Here is a 20,991-nt window from a genome sequence, read left to right as displayed (position 1 = left end):
GCGCCTTGGCGGTTCGTTTAAATTCTAAATCTTCAATAAATAAATATGACCACAGCAACTCAGGTTCGTTCCTCATCAGTATTTCTCGTCAGTGGTGGTGCGAAAGGAATCACCTCCCTCTGCGTTAAAAAACTCGCACAACAACAACCTTGTACATTTATCCTTCTTGGTCGTTCCGAAATTTTAGAAAACGAACCAGACTTCGCCAAAGATTGTTTTGAAGAAGCTGCATTAAAAAAACGCATCATGGAAAATCTTCTCGCGCAAGGAGAAAAACCCACACCCATGAGTGTGCAGAAAATATATAACAAAATTGCTTCTAGCCGAGAGATTAAACAGACAATAGCAGAACTTCAAGCCACAGGCGCGAAAGTTGAATATCTGAGTGCTGATGTTACAAATGTTGCTGAACTACAACAAAAACTAGCAGCCACAGTTGCACGCACTGGCGCAATTACTGGCATTATTCACGGTGCTGGTAACTTAGCTGATAAATTAATCGAAAAGAAAACCGACCAAGACTTTGAAAAAGTTTATACAGCTAAAGTTCAAGGCTTAGAAAATCTACTGAATTGCGTTAACCCCAATCAACTAGAACAGTTAGTATTGTTCTCCTCCGTAACTGGATTTTACGGGAATATTGGGCAATCTGATTATGCGATCGCTAACGAAATTCTCAACAAATCAGCGCATCTATTCAAACAAAACCATCCCAACTGTCACGTAGTTGCAATCAACTGGGGCGGCTGGGATAGCGGTATGGTGACACCAGAACTCAAAAAAGCCTTCGCCGAACGCGGAATTGATATTATCCCCGTAGACATCGGCGCACAAATGTTAGTTAATGAACTGCATCCCGCACACCATGACTCCACCCAAGTAGTTATCGGTAGCCCCACAATTCGCCCACCCGCACCTTTAGATGCAGAATTAAAAAGCTACCGCATTCGTCGCCGCATTGTATTAGAAGCAAATCCTTTCTTATATGATCATGTCATCGCTGGTTCTCCAGTATTGCCAGCAACCTGCGCCATGTCTTGGATGATTAACGCTTGCGAAGAATTACATCCAGGTTATCGCTATTTAAGTTGTAAAGAATTCAAAGTTCTCAAAGGAATTACCTTCGCTAACTCCAACGTCAGTGAACACATTCTTGAAGTTCAAGAACTCACCAAAAAAGAATCAGAATTTGTCGAATTACAAACCACAATCTTAAGTAAAACACCCGAAGGCAAAACTCATTATCATTTCCGCGCCCAAATCAAAATCGTGCGGAAAATGCCAGAAGCACCCATTTACGAATCAGTAAACCTCACCGAAGATAACATCATCACCGCTACTAGTACAGACTTTTATCAAAAAGATAGTTCCTCATTATTCCACGGCCCAGCATTTCAAAAAATAACCAGAGTCATCAACATTACCCCCGAAAAAATCACCGCCGAATGCTATTGGGCTTCAATTTCTGCTCAAAAACAGGGGCAATTTCCTATCAACTGGCACAACCCTTACTGCAACGATTTAAGTACACAACCCCTATGGATTTGGCTCAACCATTTCCATCAAGAAATTTGCTTACCAGGACAACTAACCCACTCCGAACAATTCCGCGCTTTACCTTGCGATGAAATCTTCTACGTTTCTTGCGAAGTTAAAGCAAAAACAGCCACAGGCGTAACCTCCGACTACTATATCCACGACCTTGAAGGCAAACTCTACTCCCGTATCCTCGGAGCCAAAGCAGTCATTTGGCCTATGAGAATGATGAATAAATAACAGCAGATAAACGCAGATGAAAGTTCCCTTCACTCTGCGTTTAAAATAGCAATAGTATACTCATCTCTATCTCTCTTTAGTCTCCTCTTCTTTGCGCTCTTTGCGCCCTTTGTGGTTCGTTAAAAAAAATACTCTGGGAAAACAGACATCCCCACTCATAACTCTCCGCGCCTCTGCGCCTCTGCGTGAAATAAACTCTTAATTTCCACTCCGGGGAACAACGTAAATCCTAAAGCCCACCCCAACAAGGACAACAACAGTGGAAAAAATAGCCATCATCGGTATATCCTGCCTTTTCCCCGACGCGAACAATCCCGAACAATTTTGGCAGAATATCACCAACCAAAAAAACTCAACCTCAGAAGTTACACTCGCCGAAATTGGTGTAGATCCCACAATATTTTACGACTCTGCTAAAGGCAAACCGGAAAAAATTTACTTCCTCCAAGGTGGATTTATTCGCAACTTTAAATTCGATCCCAGCGAATATAATTTACCACCAACCTTAGTAAATAGCTTAGATAACACCTTTAAATGGTCACTCTACGCAGCTAAACAAGCTGTGCAACATAGTGGCTATTTAGGTAATCAACAAGCCCTCGCCAAATGCGGCGTAATTTTAGGAACTCTCTCCCTACCAACAAAACTTTCCAATCAACTATTATCCCCCATTTATCGCCGCACAATTGATGGTGCGATCGCTCAACTTCTCCAAGACCAAGATTTTCATCTAGCAGCCATCCCCCCAACCAGCAAACCATCGCCCTACAACGCGATGATCTCTGGTTTACCAGCCGCCCTCATCGCTCAATCTCTCTCACTATCAGGCACTCATTTCTGTATAGATGCCGCTTGTTCCTCAGCCTTTTACTCCATCAAACTAGCATCGCACTACTTACAAACAGGCAAAGCCGATTTAATGCTGGCTGGGGCAATTAGTTGTTCTGATCCTCTATTCTTACGAATGCTCTTTTCTGGTATTCAAGGATATCCAGAAAATGGAATTAGCCGCCCCCTAGATAAAGCATCACGCGGCTTAGTTACCTCAGAAGGCATCGGTATGGTAGTTCTCAAACGCTACCGTGATGCTGTCAGAGATGGTGATAACATCCTCGCTACTGTTTGCGGTAACGGACTCTCCAACGATGGTAGAGGCAAACACCTACTCAGCCCCAACGCTAAAGGACAAATATTAGCTTACGAACGAGCTTATCAAGAAGCCCAACTCAGCCCCAAAGACATTGATTATCTAGAGTGTCACGCTACAGGCACACTCTTAGGCGATACCACCGAATGTAATTCTGTAGAAAGCTTTTTTGGTGAACATCAAGCATCACCATTAGTTGGTTCTGCTAAATCAAATGTCGGACATTTGTTAGTAGGTGCTGGGATGGTGGGCTTAACCAAAGCAATTTACAGCCTGAATCATGGTGTGATTCCACCGACTATTAATATTGATGAACCCATCGGTGCAGAAAATACTGTTATTTCTCCTAAAAACATAGTCAAAACAACAACACCTTGGCCTAATAATAATTCGACTAAACGTGTAGCTTTAAGCGCCTTTGGGTTTGGTGGAACTAACTCTCACATCATTTTGGAAAAAACCGCGAAGGACGCAAAGGACACAAAGAAATAAAAGTTTTAGAGATTCCTAGATGAGTTTACAAAATTACTTATTTTCTCTCTAACTCTGTGTTCTCTGCGCCTCTGTGGTTCGTTATTCCTTCTTACCTTTGCGCCTTTGCGCCTTTGCGCGAGACAAAAAAATATCTGTCTAGGTACTCAGTAATGACACAAGATAATCAAAACAAAATTGCAATTATTGGCATGGATGCCTTCTTTGGCGAATGCAATAACTTAGATACTTTTGAACGCAGTATTTATGACGGTAAACAACATTTCATACCTCTACCCGAAAAAAGATGGTATGGTATCGACACAGAAAAAGATTTACTCCAAGACTACGGCTTATCTGAAGGTAAACCCCCAGCCGGAGCATATATCAAAGACTTTGAAATTGATACATTAGCCTATAAAATCCCCCCCAACGAAGTTGAAAAAATGAACCCTCAACAGTTATTGCTGTTGAAGGTTGCAGAACGCGCCATCAAAGATGCAAACCTACCCGAAGGCGGTAATGTCGCAGTAATTATTGCAGCTGAAACAGAGTTATCTGTACACCAGCTACAGCAAAGATGGGATTTGTCTTGGCAAGTCAAAGATGGTTTGAACGCGGCGGAAATTACCTTACCACCAGAAAAGATTACTCAATTAGAAACCATCGTTAAAGATAGTGTTCACCAACAAGTAGAGATTGGTGAGTATTTAAGCTATATCGCCAACATTATGGCGAGTCGCATTTCCTCGCTGTGGAACTTTACCGGGCCTGCTTTCACCCTCACCGCCGTAGAAACTTCGGCTTTCAAAGCTTTGGAAGTCGCACAAATGCTACTGATAACTGGCGAAGCAGACGCAGCCATTGTCGGTGCTGTTGATTTGGCTGGTGGTGTGGAGAATGTGTTGTTACGCAATCAAACAGCCAAGATTAACACTGGTGTCAATACTTTGAGTTATGACCAAAAAGCCAACGGTTGGACAGTGGGTGAAGGTGCTGGTGTCGTTGTTCTCAAACGTTACGATGTGGCGCAGGAAAATGGCGATCGCATTTATGCCACCATTGATGCTGTTAGTATCGGACAATCCCTCGTTAATTCAGCTAACGAAGCCTTTCATAGTGCGGGTGTACAACCTTCTCAGGTGAAATATGTGGAGGTTTGCGCCAGTGGTATTCTCCAAGAAGACGAAACCGAAATCACAGGTTTATTGCAAGCATACCCATCAGTAGGTCATGGTTTGCACAGTGCTATTGGTAGCGTCAAAGCCAATATTGGACACACTCAAGTAGCTTCGGGAATTGCCAGCTTAATCAAAACAGCATTGTGTCTTTACTACCGCTACATTCCTGGTACTCCTAACTGGTCTGGTGTGAAAGCACCACAACAATGGGAAAACAGTCCTTTTTATGTCGCTACAGAATCTCGTCCTTGGTTCTTGGGTAAAGACTCTGACCGTCGGATAGCTGCAATTAACGGTTTGGGTTGTGATGGTACTTTTGCCCATGTGATTCTTTCAGAAGACCCCACCCAAGAAGAACGCCCTAGCCGATATCTGGAGCAAATGCCATATCATCTGTTCCCAATAGTAGCTAACGACAGGGAGAGTATTTTTGCGGCTCTAGATAGTTTGCAAAAGAGCATTGAAGCTAGTTCTTCTTTATCAGAGTGTGCAAGTCAAGCCTTTGCTGCATACAAAGCCAACCCCCAAGCGCAATACGCCATTGCTATTAACGGACGGAACAAAAAAGAACTCCTCAAAGAAATTGAATCAGCGCGTAAGGGTGTCAAAACAGCGTTTGAAAAAGGTTCAGACTGGCAAACACCTATAGGTAGTTATTTCACACCCAAACCTCTAGGAAAGCATGGTGAAGTTGCTTATGTTTATCCGGCGGCGGTGAACTCTTATGTCGGTATGGGTCGAAATCTCTTCCGCCTGTTCCCCAGAATCTTCAACGACTATATGGTGAAGAGTCTGCACAAGCGGGTAGCGGATGTAGAACTACGAGTTTTTCCCAGAAGTTTGAGTAAGTTATCCCTCAGACAACTAGAGACTCTAGAAAAGCAATTGCTAGATGATTCTTTAGCAATGTTTGAAGCGGAAATGTTCTTCACCAGACTGCTCACCACAGTTATTTGTGATGACTTTCAACTCAAGCCGAAGTATGTATTTGGCTATAGCTTGGGTGAAACGAGTATGATGGTAGCGCAAGGAGTTTGGAATGATTTCTTCCAAGGTAGTAACTCCTTCAACTCCTCAGCGTTATTTGGAAATAGGTTATCTGGCCCAAAAAATGCGGTGCGCGAATTTTGGGGTTTACCAAACACAGATAATTCAGACAAGAGCTTTTGGGGTAACTTCGTTTTGATGGCGAGTCCTGAACAAGTACAGGAAGCTATCAAGAACGAGCCGCAAGTTTATCTCACACAAATTAATACACCGGAGGAAGTGTTAATTGCCGGTGAACCTGCTGCTTGTAAGCGAGTCATTGCTGCCTTGGGTTGTAATTCTTTTGTGGCTCCCTTCGATCACGTTATCCACTGTGAAACGATGCGATCGGAGTATGGGGAGTTGGTTAAATTAAATACTCTACCATCGCAGAATCTAGCAGGTGTAACTTTCTATTCTGCGGCTGAATATCAGCCTATTGTACTGGAAAGTGGTGCGATCGCTCGTAGCATCGCCACCGGACTTTGCCAACAATTAGACTTCCCCCGCCTCGTCAACCGCCTCCATGACGACGGCGCGAGAATCTTCATCGAAGCGGGTGCGGGTGGTGTTTGTTCACGCTGGATTGATAAAATTCTCGAAGATAAAGACCACATCACCGTATCCCTCAATCGTCGGGGTATGGATGACCACACTACTATTGTCAAAGCACTAGCAAAACTTCTCAGCCATCGCGTAGCTGTAGATTTATCACCACTCTATAATCTCACACCTGCACCTAAACAAAATAAAGCTACACTACGCACTGTGATAGTCGGTGGTGAATCAATAACCGCCAGTATTTTGACTGAAGAAAACCGCAAACTTTTCCAAGATTTGCCAGGGAAAGCTAAAGGGATTCAAACTGAAAATCTGCATTCAAATATACCATTGCCTGATGAAATTGATATCATCAAATCGTTGCAAGATACTCATAAAATCTTAGGCAATGATATTTTGACTCAAAATACAGAAGTTTCAATGAAAAATATCATTGAACACGGTTTTGCCGCAGAAGAAAAAGTAGAATCTTCTGAGTTAATCGCCACACATACACAAGCATCTGCTATCAATCAAGATTTAGATACCCTAATCAGAATGCTGGAGTTAAATACCTCTCACTGTCAAAAGCTGAATGCTAATAATGCTCGGATAACTCAAGCACATACAGCTTTTTTACAAGCACGACAAGATTTTAGTCAGCAGATGCGTGAAATCATTCAATTGCAATTAGTTTGCGCGGAAGATTTGCTCAAGGAATAAGCTTGAATGCACGTTACCTCATGGTTTAAGGATAAAGATTTAACACTTTATTCTTAGACCTTTCTTAAAAAGCGACACTATAGCAATTCTAATTGAGTAATGAAAAAAAGTTTTTTAACGAACCACAAAGGACACGAAGGGCGCGAAGAAAAGAAAAGAGAAGAAAAGATAAGAGAGGTTAATTACCACTCATTTGTACAATTGACTTTCTTACCTTCGTGTACTTTGCGCCCTTTGTGGTTCGTTTAAAAAAAATAATTCACTTAACCACAACAATAAAATTCGCAATTAACAATCCGAGGGATAACTACTGTGACTACCTTCGATATGCCACTCAGCACCCAAGATAATGGCTTAAAATTCCCCGCCTACACCTACAATCACAATCTTGTTTGGAAAGGTAATTTAGAAACAATATCTTTTGAACAGCAAGCTATCAAAAATAAATTACTGCTATTAGATAAACCTTGCTACGTTGTTAAAATTGCAGGTAAAGTTGGTGTCACTAATGAAGGATATTTATATCCTGCTGATAATGCCACAACTTCCCAAATAGAACTAATATCTTCAATTCCTCCTATTTCTCTACAACAGTTGGGCGACCCTAGTTTTCTCGCTTGTTATGGCGTGAAATATGCCTATATGACTGGCGCAATGGCTGGTGGTATTGCTTCCGAAGAAATGGTGATTGCGTTAGGAAAAGAGAAAATTTTAGGTTCATTTGGTGCAGGTGGTTTACCTCCTGAAAGAATAGAAGCAGCAATTCAACAAATTCAACAAGCTTTACCAAATGCTCCTTACGCTTTTAATTTAATTCATAGCCCTAATGATATGGCGATTGAACGTCGGGCTGTGGATTTATATTTAAAATATGGTGTCAGAATTGTAGAAGCTTCAGCATTTTTAGATTTAACACCCAACATTGTTTATTATCGGTTGGCTGGGTTAAGCTTAAATGCTGCTAATCAAATTGAAATTAAAAATAAGGTCATCGCTAAGATTTCTCGCCGCGAAGTTGCGAGTAAATTTATGCAGCCAGCACCAGCCAAGCTTGTAAAAGAATTAGTTGAACAAGGATTAATTACTGAATTACAAGCAAGATTGGCAGAAAAAGTGCCAATAGCTGATGATATAACTGTGGAGGCTGATTCTGGTGGTCATACTGATAACCGTCCCTTGATTTGTTTGCTCCCTTCACTAATTGCTTTAAGGGACGAAATTCAAACAAAATATCATTATTCTCAACCAATTAGAGTTGGCGCAGCCGGGGGAATTGCTACCCCAGAATCAGCCTTAGCAGCTTTTATGATGGGTGCTGCTTATGTAGTTACTGGTTCAATTAATCAAGCTTGTATTGAATCGGGTGCTTGTGAGCATACTAAAAAACTATTAGCGCAAGCGGAAATGGCTGATGTGACTATGGCTCCCGCAGGCGATATGTTTGAAATGGGTGTGAAAGTACAAGTGCTGAAACGGGGTACGATGTTCCCGATGCGAGCGCAAAAATTGTATGAATTGTACCGCACTTATAACTCAATTGAAGAAATTCCGGCGGCAGAAAGAGAAAAGTTAGAAAAACAAGTTTTTCGGAAAACTATTGCTGAAGCTTGGGAAGGGACGGCTGCTTATTTATCACAGAAAAATCCTGAAAAATTGGGTAAAGCTGTGAATAATCCTAAGTTGAAGATGGCTTTGATCTTCCGTTGGTATTTAGGCTTATCTTCTCGTTGGTCTACTGCTGGTGAAAAAGGTCGAGAAGTTGATTATCAAATTTGGTGCGGCCCGGCGATGGGTGGTTTTAATGACTGGGTGCGCGGTTCTTATTTAGCTGAACCACAAAACCGTCGCGTTGTAGATATTGCTGACCAGATTATGAAGGGCGCAGCGTTTTTATATCGCATCCAAAATTTAAAAATTCAAGGTTTGCAAATACCCGATTACTACACTCAGTATCGTCCCGAAGTTTTTAAGAAGTAAAAAGTAAAAAGTAAAAAATAAAAAAACAATGCCCATAAAGAAATTTAGGGGATTTAATAAGGACATATTATTTCCCGTGCGACGCATCTCTAAATAAATGTTTTTATTTCTTTTCATAGAGACATTTAGGGGCTTGTGACCATTTTTCTGTTTCTTTCTTTTGCCTTTTAACTTTTTACTTTTGCCTTGTTCTGTCAATAATTGCAAGAGGTAACAATGTCTTATAGTGCAGCAGATATTCAAGCGTGGATGGTGTCTCACCTGGCTGAGTTAGTAGGTGTAGAAACTGACGAAATTGATATCCACGAAAATTTAGAAAACTACGGTTTAGACTCAGCACAAGCGATGACTCTGGTAAGTAAGTTAGAGGAATTGCTGGGTTTTCAACCATCTCCTTTGTTGTTGTGGCATTATCCCAATATTGCATCTTTATCAGAGCGTTTAGCTGAGGAGTTAGTAGAACAATCGGATGTGCAAGATACAGGGATTGTAAAACAAACAAGTGGGAATGCGATCGCTGATATCCCCACTCTCGATTTACAAGCAGAAGTAGTCCTCGACCCAACTATTCATCCTGGTGGTGCTGTTTACACACCTATCGACAAACCCAAGAAAATCTTCTTGACAGGTTCTACTGGCTTTTTAGGCGCGTTCATCATCCGAGAACTCTTAGAACAAACCGATGCAGAATTGTATTGCTTGGTACGCGCAAGCAGCCTCCAAGACGGTAAAAACAAGCTGCAAAAGAACTTAGAACAGTATGGAATTGGTCAGGATGAGTTAGATCCTCGCATTATTCCCGTCATTGGTGATTTATCACAACCAATGTTAGGGCTTGGCGCAGAACTATTCCAAGCGTTAGCTACCAACATTGACACAATCTATCACAGTGGTGCTTTGTTGAACTACGTTTATCCCTACTCAGCACTGAAAACCGCTAACGTTTTAGGTACTCAAGAGATTTTGAGATTGGCTTGTCAAATCAAAGTCAAGCCTGTACATTACGTTTCCAGCGTGGCTGTATTTGAATCACCTTATTACGCGGGTAAGGTGGTGAAAGAAGATGATGACTTTAGCCACTGGGAAGGTATTTTCCTTGGTTACTCTCAAACAAAATGGGTAGCTGAAAAGTTGGTGAAAATTGCCAGCGATCGCGGTTTACCTGTTACAATCCACAGACCACCATTAATCGCCGGTGATAGCAACACAGGTATTGGTAACACCCACGACTTCATCAACTTAATGGTCAAGGGTTGTCTACAAATGGGTTACTTCCCCGACGTAGAGTATATGTTGGATATGTCTCCTGTAGACTATGTAAGTAAAGCGATCGTCTATCTGTCAATGCAAAAAGAATCGATAGGTAAAGCTTTCCACTTACAACATCCCAACCCTGTTTCTTTAAAAGTATTAGTTGATTGGGTTAGTTCTTTTGGTTATCCAGTGCAAATGCTACCCTACGATGAATGGCAAGCAGAGTTAATCAAAAATGCTGCTTCACCAGATAATCCTTTATATACACTGCGTCCATTCTTACTAGAACGTTGGTCTGAAGAACAACTCACAATTCCTGATTTGTATTTGCAAGCTAGAAGACCAAAAATTAGCTGTGAAGCAACTGTGAAAGCCTTAGCAGGTAGTTCTATTTCCTGTCCGCCAATTGATTCTAAGTTGTTTATGACTTACACAGCTTATTTAATCGAAAGCGGTTTCTTGAGTATTGCTTTGTAATAATTTACAATTGCAATAGATTGGAAAAACCCAGTTACTGACAGTAACTGGGTTTTCGCTGTCGAGATAAAACGAAAAAATTATTTAAATGAGTATCTATTCTTTGATTACTCTATTCAACCTTGGCAATAACCCTTTTGGTAGTTTTTGACTCTTCAAACTTTGTGAGAAATCCGGGTTTATATCGGAAAAAATTAACCGCAGATAAACGCGGATAAAATAAATTTTTTAGACTAGACGAGCTACTACTGCAAATTCTTATTTCTTAACTAAAAAATAGGCTGTAGCATACTCAGGTAATTGCTGAATATACTGGTTAAATTCTTGGCGATTTTGAAAAATACCTGCTAAAAAATCGAGTTGGTAAAGATTGGGTAAAAAGGCTCCACCTGTATCAGCAATTACTCCCATTCTTAGATTTTTACGTCCACCTTGGTTATGTTCTATAACTACTACTTTACCTAAACCAACATTAAGGACATCGCCAGCAAAAGTCACTCCTGGTTTAATCGAAATTTTGGCATCTATTTTGTGACCATAACCTTTAATAGCATCGACTTTTTTAAAATACCAATAACGCTTTTGGGCTGTTCCTTTTAAGCCCCGCACGTAAGACATCCCATTATTTCTATCGACATTAAAAAACGCTTGGGAACCATCGGTAAATTTAATCAAGATAGTACCTTGTAACAAAGCTTCTTCTAAGCCGTCACGGGTGAGATAAGCTAATGGTTGAACTTTGCCAAATTCTTTACCACCGGGTTCATAAATGCCGGATAAAACATCTTGTTTGGTGTAGCGTGTATAGAATTTATCTGTAATTGCGTTATCTTTTAAACTATAAATTGCTGTATTGAATTTAGCTGTTTTAGTCCGCGAACCTGTATGGGTAAATACTGCATATTTAGTGATGCGTAGCTGTTTTTGACGAGTATTTTGCTTGTTATAAGCATTCCACCTAATCACCCGAAAATTCTTATTAATAAAATTTGGGTCTTGCAGACGTGTTGGGCGACTACTCGCTATGTCTTCTTTTAAGACAACAATCATAAAATCTAGTGTTTTGAGAACATCTTCGACACTGACTCCTTGAGTTCCTAATACACCCTTCCGTTGAATATCTGGGTCATCTGTAGCATGGTCTTTGAAATATTTTCGGGTATTGACAAGGGTACTTAATAAATCTGTTTGGTTAAAATTAACTTTGCTAGTTGGTAATTTAGTTGTAGATAAAATTTGATTACCATTAATACTAAATTTATAATTCTTCCATTCATCAATCACGGGATAGCCTACAGATACCCCAGCCGCATATTTATGAACTGTATTTAGACTCAGAGTTGGCATCGCAGCCCAGGAAATTTGCAGTTGAGATGAGGCAGAATTATCTTGACGATTTTCTGATGATGGGAGTTGTATGTTTTTTAACTGAGTAGGAAAATAGCTATGAGCAAAGGTAGCAGTTAATAAGGATGTAATACCTAAAGACAGGTTGAGTGTGTGACGCAAAAAGTTACTCATAGGCTCGAAAAAATTGCTATTAATCAATAATAATTACACTTGCTTAATATCTGGGTGATATTAATTTGACAATCCAGAAACCGTGATTACAATAGTGGCATTATAACTAAGTTCATCTTGCTAGAATCAAGCTCACAAAATTCAGTACTTCCCATCATCAGCTAATAATAGATACTCAGTAAGAGAAGAGCCATGAAACTCTGGTGCTAAGTTGTGCGGATGATTCATGAAAAATTTACGGTATTTATCCAGAAGAAAATAACCCATATTACCGTTGTTCTGTCAATACGTAACATTTGTACAAATAGCAGCAAATGATACTGTCAAAAATCTTACATGACAGTTTAATCATCAATAATCTAAAAAAAATCTAAAAAATGTTAAGTATCTCCATTAATCAACCTTTACCTAGTGTGCCGCGTTTGGTGACAGCTTTACCAGGGACTCGCGCTAAAGCAATTGTAGAACGCGATCGCGCCGTAACTTCCCCATCTTATACCCGCGACTATCCCTTAGTGGTGGCTCGCGGTCAAGGCTGTATGGTAGAAGACGTGGACGGCAATGTATTTTTAGATATGACGGCTGGTATTGCTGTGACTGCGACAGGACACGCCCACCCAGAAGTTGTGCAAGCTATTCAAGAACAGTCGGCTTGTTTGCTACACATGTCAGGGACGGATTTTTATTATGAACCAATGGTGGAATTGGCAGAAAAATTAGCCTTTCGCGCCCCTTTTCCCGAAGGTGCAAAGGTATTTTTTACTAACTCCGGGGCAGAGTCCAACGAAGGCGCAATTAAACTAGCTCGATATTACACCAAGCGATCGCTCATTGTTGCCTTTTTGGGTGCATTCCACGGACGTACCTACGGCGCAATGTCGCTGACTGGTTCTAAAACAGTGCAACGGGCTAACTTTGGGGCGTTAGTTCCGGGGGTAACTCACATTCCTTACGGTACGCACGCTAGTTTAGATTATTTAGAAAAACAATTATTTCCGACAATGCTACCGCCCCAGGAAGTTGCAGCAATTTTCGTTGAGCCAATTCAAGGAGAAGGCGGCTATATTGTCCCAGAAGATGGATTTTTGCAAAGAATTAGAGATATCTGCGATCGCTACGGCATATTAATGGTAGTAGATGAAGTGCAATCAGGTATGGGGCGTACAGGCCGCTTGTTTGCTATTGAACATTGGGGTGTAATGCCTGATATTATCACCACCGCTAAAGGCCTCGCTAGTGGTTTACCCCTGGGCGCAATTCTCGCCCGCCCAGAATTAATGACCTGGCCGCCTGGTTCCCACGCTACCACATTCGGCGGCAACCCTGTAGCTTGTGCGGCGGCTTTGGCAACATTGCGACTGTTAGAAAGCGGCTTGATGACCAACGCTAACCAAATGGGAGAACTGTTACAAGCTGGCTTAACTCAGTTGCATCAAATATTTCCCAAAATGTCCTTACCCAGAGGCAAAGGTTTGATGGTAGCGGTGGATTTAGTTGACGAAGCTGGTAATTATGATAGTAAACTACGCGATCGCATCATCCAAGAAGCATTTTTACGCGGTTTATTATTACTTGGTTGTGGTAAAGCCGCCATTCGTTTTTGTCCACCCTTAATTATTGACAGCCACCAAATACAAACCGCCCTCGAAATTCTCTCAGATATTCTCAAAAGTGCTGAGTAAAAAATCTCCCTAAACCCTAGCCTCTAGTCTCTAACCCCTAACCTCTCTGCGCCTTTGCGCCTCTGCGTGAGACATTATGAAACCCGAACTCGCATCTTCTCTCTGGGAAGCACTTTGGCAAGAATATAAAGCCAGAGTCAATTATGCTCAAATTTACGAAAAAATGATTATAAATGCGGGTGGAAGCGTTGCCAATGACCATATTGCTTTTCGGTCTTTGCGATTGCTAGTCGATAGTCCCCAAGGAAAGATTAACTTAGGAATCAACCACTTAGCACAAATAGCCGAAGCATTAGGTTACGAAGTTGCGGGTGAATATACATTTACCGCTACCCATCTTTACGCACGTCACTATCAACATCTACAAGCAGCAGAATTTGACTTACCCAAACTATTTATTAGTGAATTAATTGTCGATGAATTACCAGAAAATATTGCCCGACTCATTTATCAAACAGTCTCAAAAATTCCTGACGCAATGCTTTCTTCCTGGACACCGATTTTCTCAGATGAACAACAATTAAAGCAAATCTTTACTCGTCCTTGGCAAGTTCCCCGGCGTTCCGTTGTGGAGGAGGTGAATAAAATCACTCAATATGGTGCTTGGGTATTGTTGCATGGTTACGCCGTCAACCACTTTACAGGATATATTAACCGCCAAAATACCCCTACATATCCTGACATAGACACTACTGCTGAGGCTTTGGTGAAATTAGGTGTCCCGATGAAAACCGAAATTGAAGGTGATGTAACTTGTGGTTTGCGCCAAACTGCAACTCACGCCGTCTCAGAAATGGTGACAGTCTTAGATGACAGCAGTCAAGCAGAAATCCAAATTCCTTGGACTTACGCTTATTATGAACTTGCCCAGCGTTACATAGTAGAATCGGAACAGGGAAAACCAGCACTTTTTCAGGCTTTTTTGGGCAGAAACGCTCAACATTTGTTTGAAATGACCAGAAAAATAGCCTAATTTAAAATTAATCCGCGTGGTGCGCCAAGCGCAGCGCAAGCGCGATAGGCGGACTACCCTGCGGGAAGCCGCGCAGAGTAGCATCTGGCGTGCGAATTCCATTCGTCGGGGCTAGGTGCTGTAATTTCTCGTTTTCTTACCTAAGAAACATAAGCTCCTGATAGACATTCATGGTAAACGTAAGATTTAATCAAAGTATTCTAAGCCGCCAGGAATTTTTGAGTCAGCCCATGAATAAAATTATACTGAGTTTACTTTCTACCCCGATGCTGATTAGTTCTCTCCTGTCTATGACAGCGATGTTTAATCAAGCACAAGCAGCAGAACCAGTAGTCAAAAATACTGAAGACCGTTTATCTTGTATCCGCAATAAGCATAAGGTTGGCTTAGTATGTGCTAGAGCGTCTGTGTTAGCACAAATCCCAACTGAACAGGCTGAAGTAGAATTTTCTAACGATAATGTACCGATGTTAGAGTTCAGCGACCAAGAAAGCGAAATGGCAGTTACTTTGTTTGGTTGTGACTGTCCAGCCTGCATCAATTCTTTGCGTCAAATGAGTGGTGCTAGACCTTTGGTTTATTAAACTTTCATCAGCGATCGCTTTCATTTTATCTGTTATCAACCAAGACTTTAGCGATGCGATCGCTATTTGCTGATTTACTTATCACCAGGAATATGATCACTAAATAACCAAGCTTCCCATTCTTGATTATCGGGGATATTGTTCTACAAAGTTTTTATCTCTGTAGAGACGTTGCAATGCAACGTCTCTAATTTTTAGCCAATAGATTCTAGATTTAGCTTGACGACTTTTTTCTTTTCGTCTTCAGCTTTAGGCAATGTCAAATTCAAAATACCATCTTTATAATCAGCAGTAACATTGGTATTTTGAATGCGAGTTGGTAGAGGAATCAAGCGTTGGAATTTACCATAGTGAAATTCACTCTTGGTAATACCTTTACCTTCTGTTTTCGTTTCAGACTTACGTTCACCGCTAACATAGACAGCTTTTTCAGTCACTTGCACATCTAGGTCTTTGGCTTCAATTCCTGGCAGTTCTAGTTTGAGATGAATCGCTTCTTCGGTTTCTTGTAATTCAGCAGCAGGAACTTTTGCCAAGGTTCGATCAAGTAAAGTAGATGGTAGCATTTCTTCTTCAAATAAACGGTTGATTTGTCTTTGGATAGTGTTAATTTCTTGCCAAGGATTCCAATGAACGAGTTTCATATTTCCACCTCATTTAATTGCTCGATTTGTGTAGTTGATTTAGGTTTAAATCATTTGCTTTGTTCTTATAGTATTCACAAACTATAGGGATGTAAATTCGGTTTTTATCACCAATCTAATCATGATTACCGTATGTTGGCAGTAGTACGGTAAACCCCATAATATAGGTGTGGTAAACTGAATATAAATTATAATTATTTGTATAATTTTGGTAATTTTAATCAGATGAAGAGAAATGTTATCAACATAGCAGAATTTTATTTTTTATAAAATATATAATTCTTACTCATTCTGTTTGATTGTCAAAATCATATTTTCATCATCCTCATGTAATAAACCAATAAATATATGATAAACAGTTGGATTTACCTCATTACAGCAATATTATTTGAAGTCGCTGGGACAACTTCTATGAAATTATCTGAGGGATTTACAAGAACTATTCCCTCAGTATTAATTTTTGTTTGTTATGGAATATGTTTTAGCTTTTTGACTTTAGCTCTCAAAAAAATTGAAGTCAGCATTGCTTATTCTGTTTGGTCTGGTTTAGGAACAACTGTAATCGCTACTATTGGTGTAATTTGGTTTCGAGAATCGATGTCTCTTGTTAAATTTATATCAATAGCTTTAATTATTATTGGTGTGATGGGGGTAAATTCTGCTAAATAAAAAAAGCCCTCATCCATTACAGAATGAATGAGGTGAGGATAGGAGTAATCAACAAGGACTTCCTGTTATGTTTGTCCTTTTCGAGATAAAGAAGTTTGAGGCTGATCGCTACAAAAAAACAGTAGCAATCTCTCAAAAGAGTCAGCAAAATAAGCAACCAACCTAAATCCGTCCGTTGTTAATGCTTTAGCATGTATAGATAGTGTAGTAAAACTTGGCTCATCAAGCCCGCAAGTTATTTCCCACTCATAATTTAGCAGTGATGCTCAGGTATATGTAGCCAAATTGGCAGTCATCAGCAAAACTAATTTATTCAAAGTGCAAAGTTCCACGTTTTATTTGTTCGCTTTCAATGGCTTCAAATAAAGCGCGAAAATTACCTTCGCCAAAACCTTGTGCTTGAAAACGTCGTTCAATAAACTCAAAGAAAAATGTTGGCTGTCCAAAAATAGGTTGAGTAAAAATTTGTAGTAATAATGCGTTTTGGGTATTAGCTTGCCAATCTACTAAAATTTCTTGTTGGGCGATCGCTTCTAATTCTAAGGGTGATAAGGGAAATTCTGTCCGCTTTTTTAATTGGGAGTAATAAGTCTGGGGAACCGACAATAAAGATAAACCACGGCTACGTAATTGGGCGATCGCACTAATTAAGTTTGATGTTCGCAAAGCAATATGTTGAATACCTGCGCCGCGATTTACATCCAAAAATTCTTGAATTTGCGAATTACGAGAAGTTGGTTCATTAATTGGTAATTGTACACTGCCATTCCGAGAAACTAGCACTTGACTGTATAATCCAGAGCGATCAGTTTTAATTTTAAATGCTTGTTGTGCTTGCAAATCTAAAACGTTTTTGTACCAAGCCACAGCAGATTCTAATTCACCAACTGGTACATTTAAAACTATATGATCAATGGCGCTAAACATGGGGCGATCGCGTGCTTCCCAATTCACGCTTATTGATTTTTCCATCAAAGTATGAGTCATCCCACCCCAAGCCGCAATTTTACCGCATCTATAGCCGGGATATTCTTGGATGGGTTCTAAGATTGTCGCACCTTGGGCTACTGCTTGAGCGATCGCAACTTCTACATCTGGTACAGTAAAAGCAATATCCGCTACCCCAGGAGGATGGAGGCGCAAAAACTCTGCTACCGGACTTGTCGGCAATAATGGTGAAGATAGCAAAAAGCAAATAGCACCACTCTGCACCATTTCGGTACGAGTGTGTTCTGAACTTATTCCAACATTAACTGCGGCAAATCCCAGATAGTAGACGAACCAATCCCGCCAAGCCGCAGCATCTTCTACATAGAAATGAACGTGAGCAATTTCCATAAATCCTGAAAATCTAGCTTGAGAGCTTATCTATGTGTAAATTTTGCCTTTTTTGCTAGATTATCAAGTCCTTCCTAAGCAGTAATTATGTAAGCATCTTACATAATTACACCTAAATAATCAAGAACTGGCATAATAAGACTTTAATTTGATTTCTCAAAACAATCTGTACACCCAAAAACTACTCTTTACTACTCCCCACTCCCTGTCTCAACCGATAATTTAGAAATCAAATAAGGATATTATACAAGGTTATTTAACTGCTATTTGCCAACTTTTTCCTGTTTGCTTGAGTTGATAAGAGCTACATGATTGCAGAAATTTAATGAAATTGCCACTTAATTGCAAGCTTTTAATTTGTTCTGTAATTGCTTTACCATATTGCTGCTTAAATTCACTCCCTAAAGGGCCAATGTCAATGTAACTGCCAGGCGAGTTATTAGTTAATTTATGAATAATCTTTTTTAATGCTTGTTCTAAATCTGCTTTACTTTTAATATTTATCTTTTGATGTTCAGTAATATCAGTTTTATCAGCCGCAATTTCAAATAATGTGATATATATCGGCGCATTTAGCTCAACTTGATGCAGCACAAATTCGGCTGGATATTCCTCAAATATTGCACTAGACTTCTTACCAGGAAAGTGTTTTTCAGCTACCTGAGTAATACTTATTTTATATTTGTTTTTATAATTTTGTGAAATAGTAACTAACTTAACCCAAGGACTATGGGTGCGGGTTTGTTCTGTTTTAATTAACTCTTTAATTTGTTGAATAAATTGGGCGATCGCGGGGATTTCTGGTACATTAGTATTTTTTCTCACCTGTTGGCCTGTGGCACTATTTAATACTATAATATCTTCGCCTTGTTGACTAACTTGATATACTATTAACCCATGTTGCCGGAGATGATTACATAAATTAGTCATCACTTTATCAGAAGAACAAACCAAAACTTCTCTCGCCTTTGGATGTCTTTCGTAAATAGATGAACCAAAGGCAATCATTTTTCCATCAGCATTATCTTTACCTACGGGTACATGAATTAAATCGTAACCACGTCCATGCAACTCGACATCAAGTTTACCCATGCTACACCAATTAGCAAAGGCAATTTTAATTTGAATTGGACAAGTACAAACTTTTGTTAAAAACTTTTCAGTTTCAGAATTGATTTGTAAGTTTTCAGCATCTAATAATAAAACTGCCGTCTCTGTTGGATGAGCAAAAGAATAACAGACAATTGTTTCTTCTGCTTCAGTAGGCTGCACTTGGGTGATACTACCTGAGCCATTCAACTCAGTTGTGTTAGCATAGCTCATAAACTACCACAGGTAATTTAGCTTAGATGATTAAATGATTATCCAAGCCAAGAAATTACCCATGTTATATCTGTGTAGTAAACTATCTGATAACCGTAAAACTCCTGAAAATTAGCAATTTTGATCAAAAATAAATATAAAACTTATATTAGATTTTGACAAAAACATTACATATAAAATACTCTTTCCTCAGCCTGATTTCATACTTCATACTTTTTATCTATTTTCATATTTACCACCAAGACGGGTTAACACATATTCCCGCGTGCGAACATCAAGGGCGTTAGAGAAAATCTTTTTTGTGAGTCCAAATTCTACCATTTGCCCAATGCGATGTTCATTGGTGGAGAAAAAAGCTGTGAAATCAGATATGCGTGTGACTTGTTGTAAGTTATGGCTAATAATCACCATTGTTAATTCCGATCGCAAACGCAAACTCTGAATTAATCCTTCCACTTTTGTCGTTGCTACAGGATCAAGTCCAAAACAAGGTTCATCCATCAGAATGACTTTTGGTTTGACTGCTAAAGCACGGGCGATACAAAGTCGCTGTTGTTGTCCACCAGAAAGTTCTAAAGCAGATTTATGCAGTTTATTTTTGACTTCATCCCACAGATCAGCATCTTTGATGGCAGATTCGACAATTTGATCTAATTCAACTTTCGGCCGCCATCCCAGTATTTTCACCCCATAGGCAACGTTATCATAAACGCTCATAGGAAATAAATTTGGCTTAGGCAACACCATACTAACTTGACGACGTAGGCGATTTAAATTGACGCGACGTTCATAAATATTTTGATTGTAAAATTCTACTTTTCCTTCAACATGAACTTCAGCTTCTAATTCATTCATCCGATTGAGGCATTTAATAAAAGTAGACTTACCACAACCACTAGGGCCAATAATTGCTGTGACTTTATCCTGGTAAATATCCATTGATACTCCTTCCAGGATTTTTTGGGTGTTGTAGTAAAGACTAAGATTTTTAACTTTGATTGCTGGAATTAGCTTATTCATACCAGAAAATTGTAAGTGTATTGATGTTGACTAAACGCAATCATGAAAATCCGTGGCTTTATATACTACACTGGTTATCAAATTAGAAGTTGATTTTCTTTGTTTAAGCTATACAGCAAGTATACTGATATTCGATACCTGTATAAATTTAGGGTAAAAAGTTACTACTGCCATCAAAGTTTACTGTAAAATATGTTACCATGAAATCCCGATTTTTTCTGGTTTTTTGTTAATGAAATGCCCCATTTTTGGGATTAATTTTAAGATATGGCCTGCAATTAACAAGATTTGGGACTGTTTAAGTAAACTCTTCTTTAAAAATGCAAACTATTTTTTAAAATTTGAATAAATTTCTGATGGTAACTGATAATTTTTTGATGAATCAGGTAAATTAAGTGTTTAGCTTAAAAGTAGATATTAAGCGATCGCTACAATGTTAAACTTGAAATATAAATAATACATACTTGTAGTTAGTGTTGTTACTAACTGCATAGTTAATTTTTTACACCTGATTAACTTTCAATTATTGCTGGCATTACTGTTTTAGATAAAACGCCTTATGTGAGATGGGGTAGCAAAAAAGAAGGGGAAACCACAAGATAAAGGTAACGACACCAAAGCTTGAGGTCTCCCAATGAATATGGTAGACGGTTCGACCCTGTTGA

General features: G+C 39.6%; 14 protein-coding genes. 9 read left to right on the top strand and 5 right to left on the bottom strand.

What is annotated here, in order from left to right:
- The first annotated feature begins 45 nt into the window (after positions 1–45).
- The 5 genes from H6G74_RS25655 to H6G74_RS25635 all read left to right on the top strand — a co-directional run bounded on the left by H6G74_RS25655 (position 46) and on the right by H6G74_RS25635 (position 10,572).
- Positions 46–1,776 (top strand): SDR family NAD(P)-dependent oxidoreductase, encoded by a 1,731-nt coding sequence (locus H6G74_RS25655; protein WP_190970336.1) that lies wholly within the window; start codon positions 46–48, stop codon positions 1,774–1,776.
- A 259-nt stretch (positions 1,777–2,035) separates the two neighbouring features.
- Entirely contained in the window at positions 2,036–3,415 is a 1,380-nt protein-coding gene (locus H6G74_RS25650; protein ID WP_190970335.1) for a beta-ketoacyl [acyl carrier protein] synthase domain-containing protein, read from the top strand.
- 152 nt (positions 3,416–3,567) lie between these two features.
- Positions 3,568–6,864 (top strand): PfaB family protein, encoded by a 3,297-nt coding sequence (locus tag H6G74_RS25645; RefSeq protein WP_190970334.1) that lies wholly within the window; start codon positions 3,568–3,570, stop codon positions 6,862–6,864.
- Between the two features lie 327 nt (positions 6,865–7,191).
- Complete coding sequence (locus H6G74_RS25640) at positions 7,192–8,841, top strand: PfaD family polyunsaturated fatty acid/polyketide biosynthesis protein (RefSeq protein WP_190970352.1); 1,650 nt, start codon at positions 7,192–7,194, stop codon at positions 8,839–8,841.
- 216 nt (positions 8,842–9,057) lie between these two features.
- Positions 9,058–10,572 (top strand): thioester reductase domain-containing protein, encoded by a 1,515-nt coding sequence (locus H6G74_RS25635; RefSeq protein ID WP_190970333.1) that lies wholly within the window; start codon positions 9,058–9,060, stop codon positions 10,570–10,572.
- 258 nt (positions 10,573–10,830) lie between these two features.
- Here H6G74_RS25635 and H6G74_RS25630 read toward each other — a convergent pair whose 3' ends face one another.
- Positions 10,831–12,093, bottom strand: coding sequence for a hypothetical protein (locus H6G74_RS25630; protein ID WP_190970332.1), 1,263 nt, complete (start codon positions 12,091–12,093; stop codon positions 10,831–10,833).
- A 377-nt stretch (positions 12,094–12,470) separates the two neighbouring features.
- Here H6G74_RS25630 and H6G74_RS25625 point away from each other — a divergent pair, with 377 nt between their 5' ends.
- From H6G74_RS25625 to H6G74_RS25615, 3 genes are all read left to right on the top strand, one after another.
- A complete protein-coding gene (locus H6G74_RS25625) occupies positions 12,471–13,775 on the top strand; it encodes an acetyl ornithine aminotransferase family protein (RefSeq protein WP_190970331.1) in 1,305 nt (434 codons plus the stop codon).
- Between the two features lie 76 nt (positions 13,776–13,851).
- Complete coding sequence (locus H6G74_RS25620; protein ID WP_190970330.1) at positions 13,852–14,748, top strand: DUF1338 domain-containing protein; 897 nt, start codon at positions 13,852–13,854, stop codon at positions 14,746–14,748.
- A gap of 230 nt (positions 14,749–14,978) precedes the next feature.
- The gene (locus H6G74_RS25615) at positions 14,979–15,332 is read left to right on the top strand and encodes a hypothetical protein (protein ID WP_190970329.1); all 354 of its coding nucleotides are present in this window, start codon (positions 14,979–14,981) and stop codon (positions 15,330–15,332) included.
- A 194-nt stretch (positions 15,333–15,526) separates the two neighbouring features.
- On the opposite strand, the gene H6G74_RS25610 is transcribed toward H6G74_RS25615, so the two are convergent.
- Positions 15,527–15,976: an Hsp20/alpha crystallin family protein gene (locus tag H6G74_RS25610; protein ID WP_190970328.1), complete on the bottom strand. Its 450-nt coding sequence runs from the start codon at positions 15,974–15,976 to the stop codon at positions 15,527–15,529.
- Positions 15,977–16,324: 348 nt separating this feature from the next.
- On the opposite strand from H6G74_RS25610, the gene H6G74_RS25605 reads away from it, so the two are divergent.
- Positions 16,325–16,645: a DMT family transporter gene (locus H6G74_RS25605; RefSeq protein WP_190970327.1), complete on the top strand. Its 321-nt coding sequence runs from the start codon at positions 16,325–16,327 to the stop codon at positions 16,643–16,645.
- 309 nt (positions 16,646–16,954) lie between these two features.
- Here H6G74_RS25605 and hppD read toward each other — a convergent pair whose 3' ends face one another.
- The 3 genes from hppD to H6G74_RS25590 form a co-directional block, all read right to left on the bottom strand.
- The gene (gene hppD / locus H6G74_RS25600) at positions 16,955–17,983 is read right to left on the bottom strand and encodes a 4-hydroxyphenylpyruvate dioxygenase (protein ID WP_190970326.1); all 1,029 of its coding nucleotides are present in this window, start codon (positions 17,981–17,983) and stop codon (positions 16,955–16,957) included.
- 252 nt (positions 17,984–18,235) lie between these two features.
- Positions 18,236–19,306: an NYN domain-containing protein gene (locus H6G74_RS25595; RefSeq protein WP_190970325.1), complete on the bottom strand. Its 1,071-nt coding sequence runs from the start codon at positions 19,304–19,306 to the stop codon at positions 18,236–18,238.
- 216 nt (positions 19,307–19,522) lie between these two features.
- Positions 19,523–20,326, bottom strand: a complete 804-nt coding sequence (locus H6G74_RS25590; protein WP_190970324.1) for a phosphate ABC transporter ATP-binding protein — start codon at positions 20,324–20,326, stop codon at positions 19,523–19,525.
- Between the last annotated feature and the right edge of the window lie 665 nt (positions 20,327–20,991).

This window comes from Nostoc spongiaeforme FACHB-130 (genome assembly GCF_014698475.1).
GTDB classification, from domain to species: Bacteria; Cyanobacteriota; Cyanobacteriia; order Cyanobacteriales; family Nostocaceae; genus Nostoc_B; species Nostoc_B spongiaeforme.
Note: the sequence above shows the minus strand (reverse complement) of the source record. Positions and strands in the feature narration are given on the sequence as shown.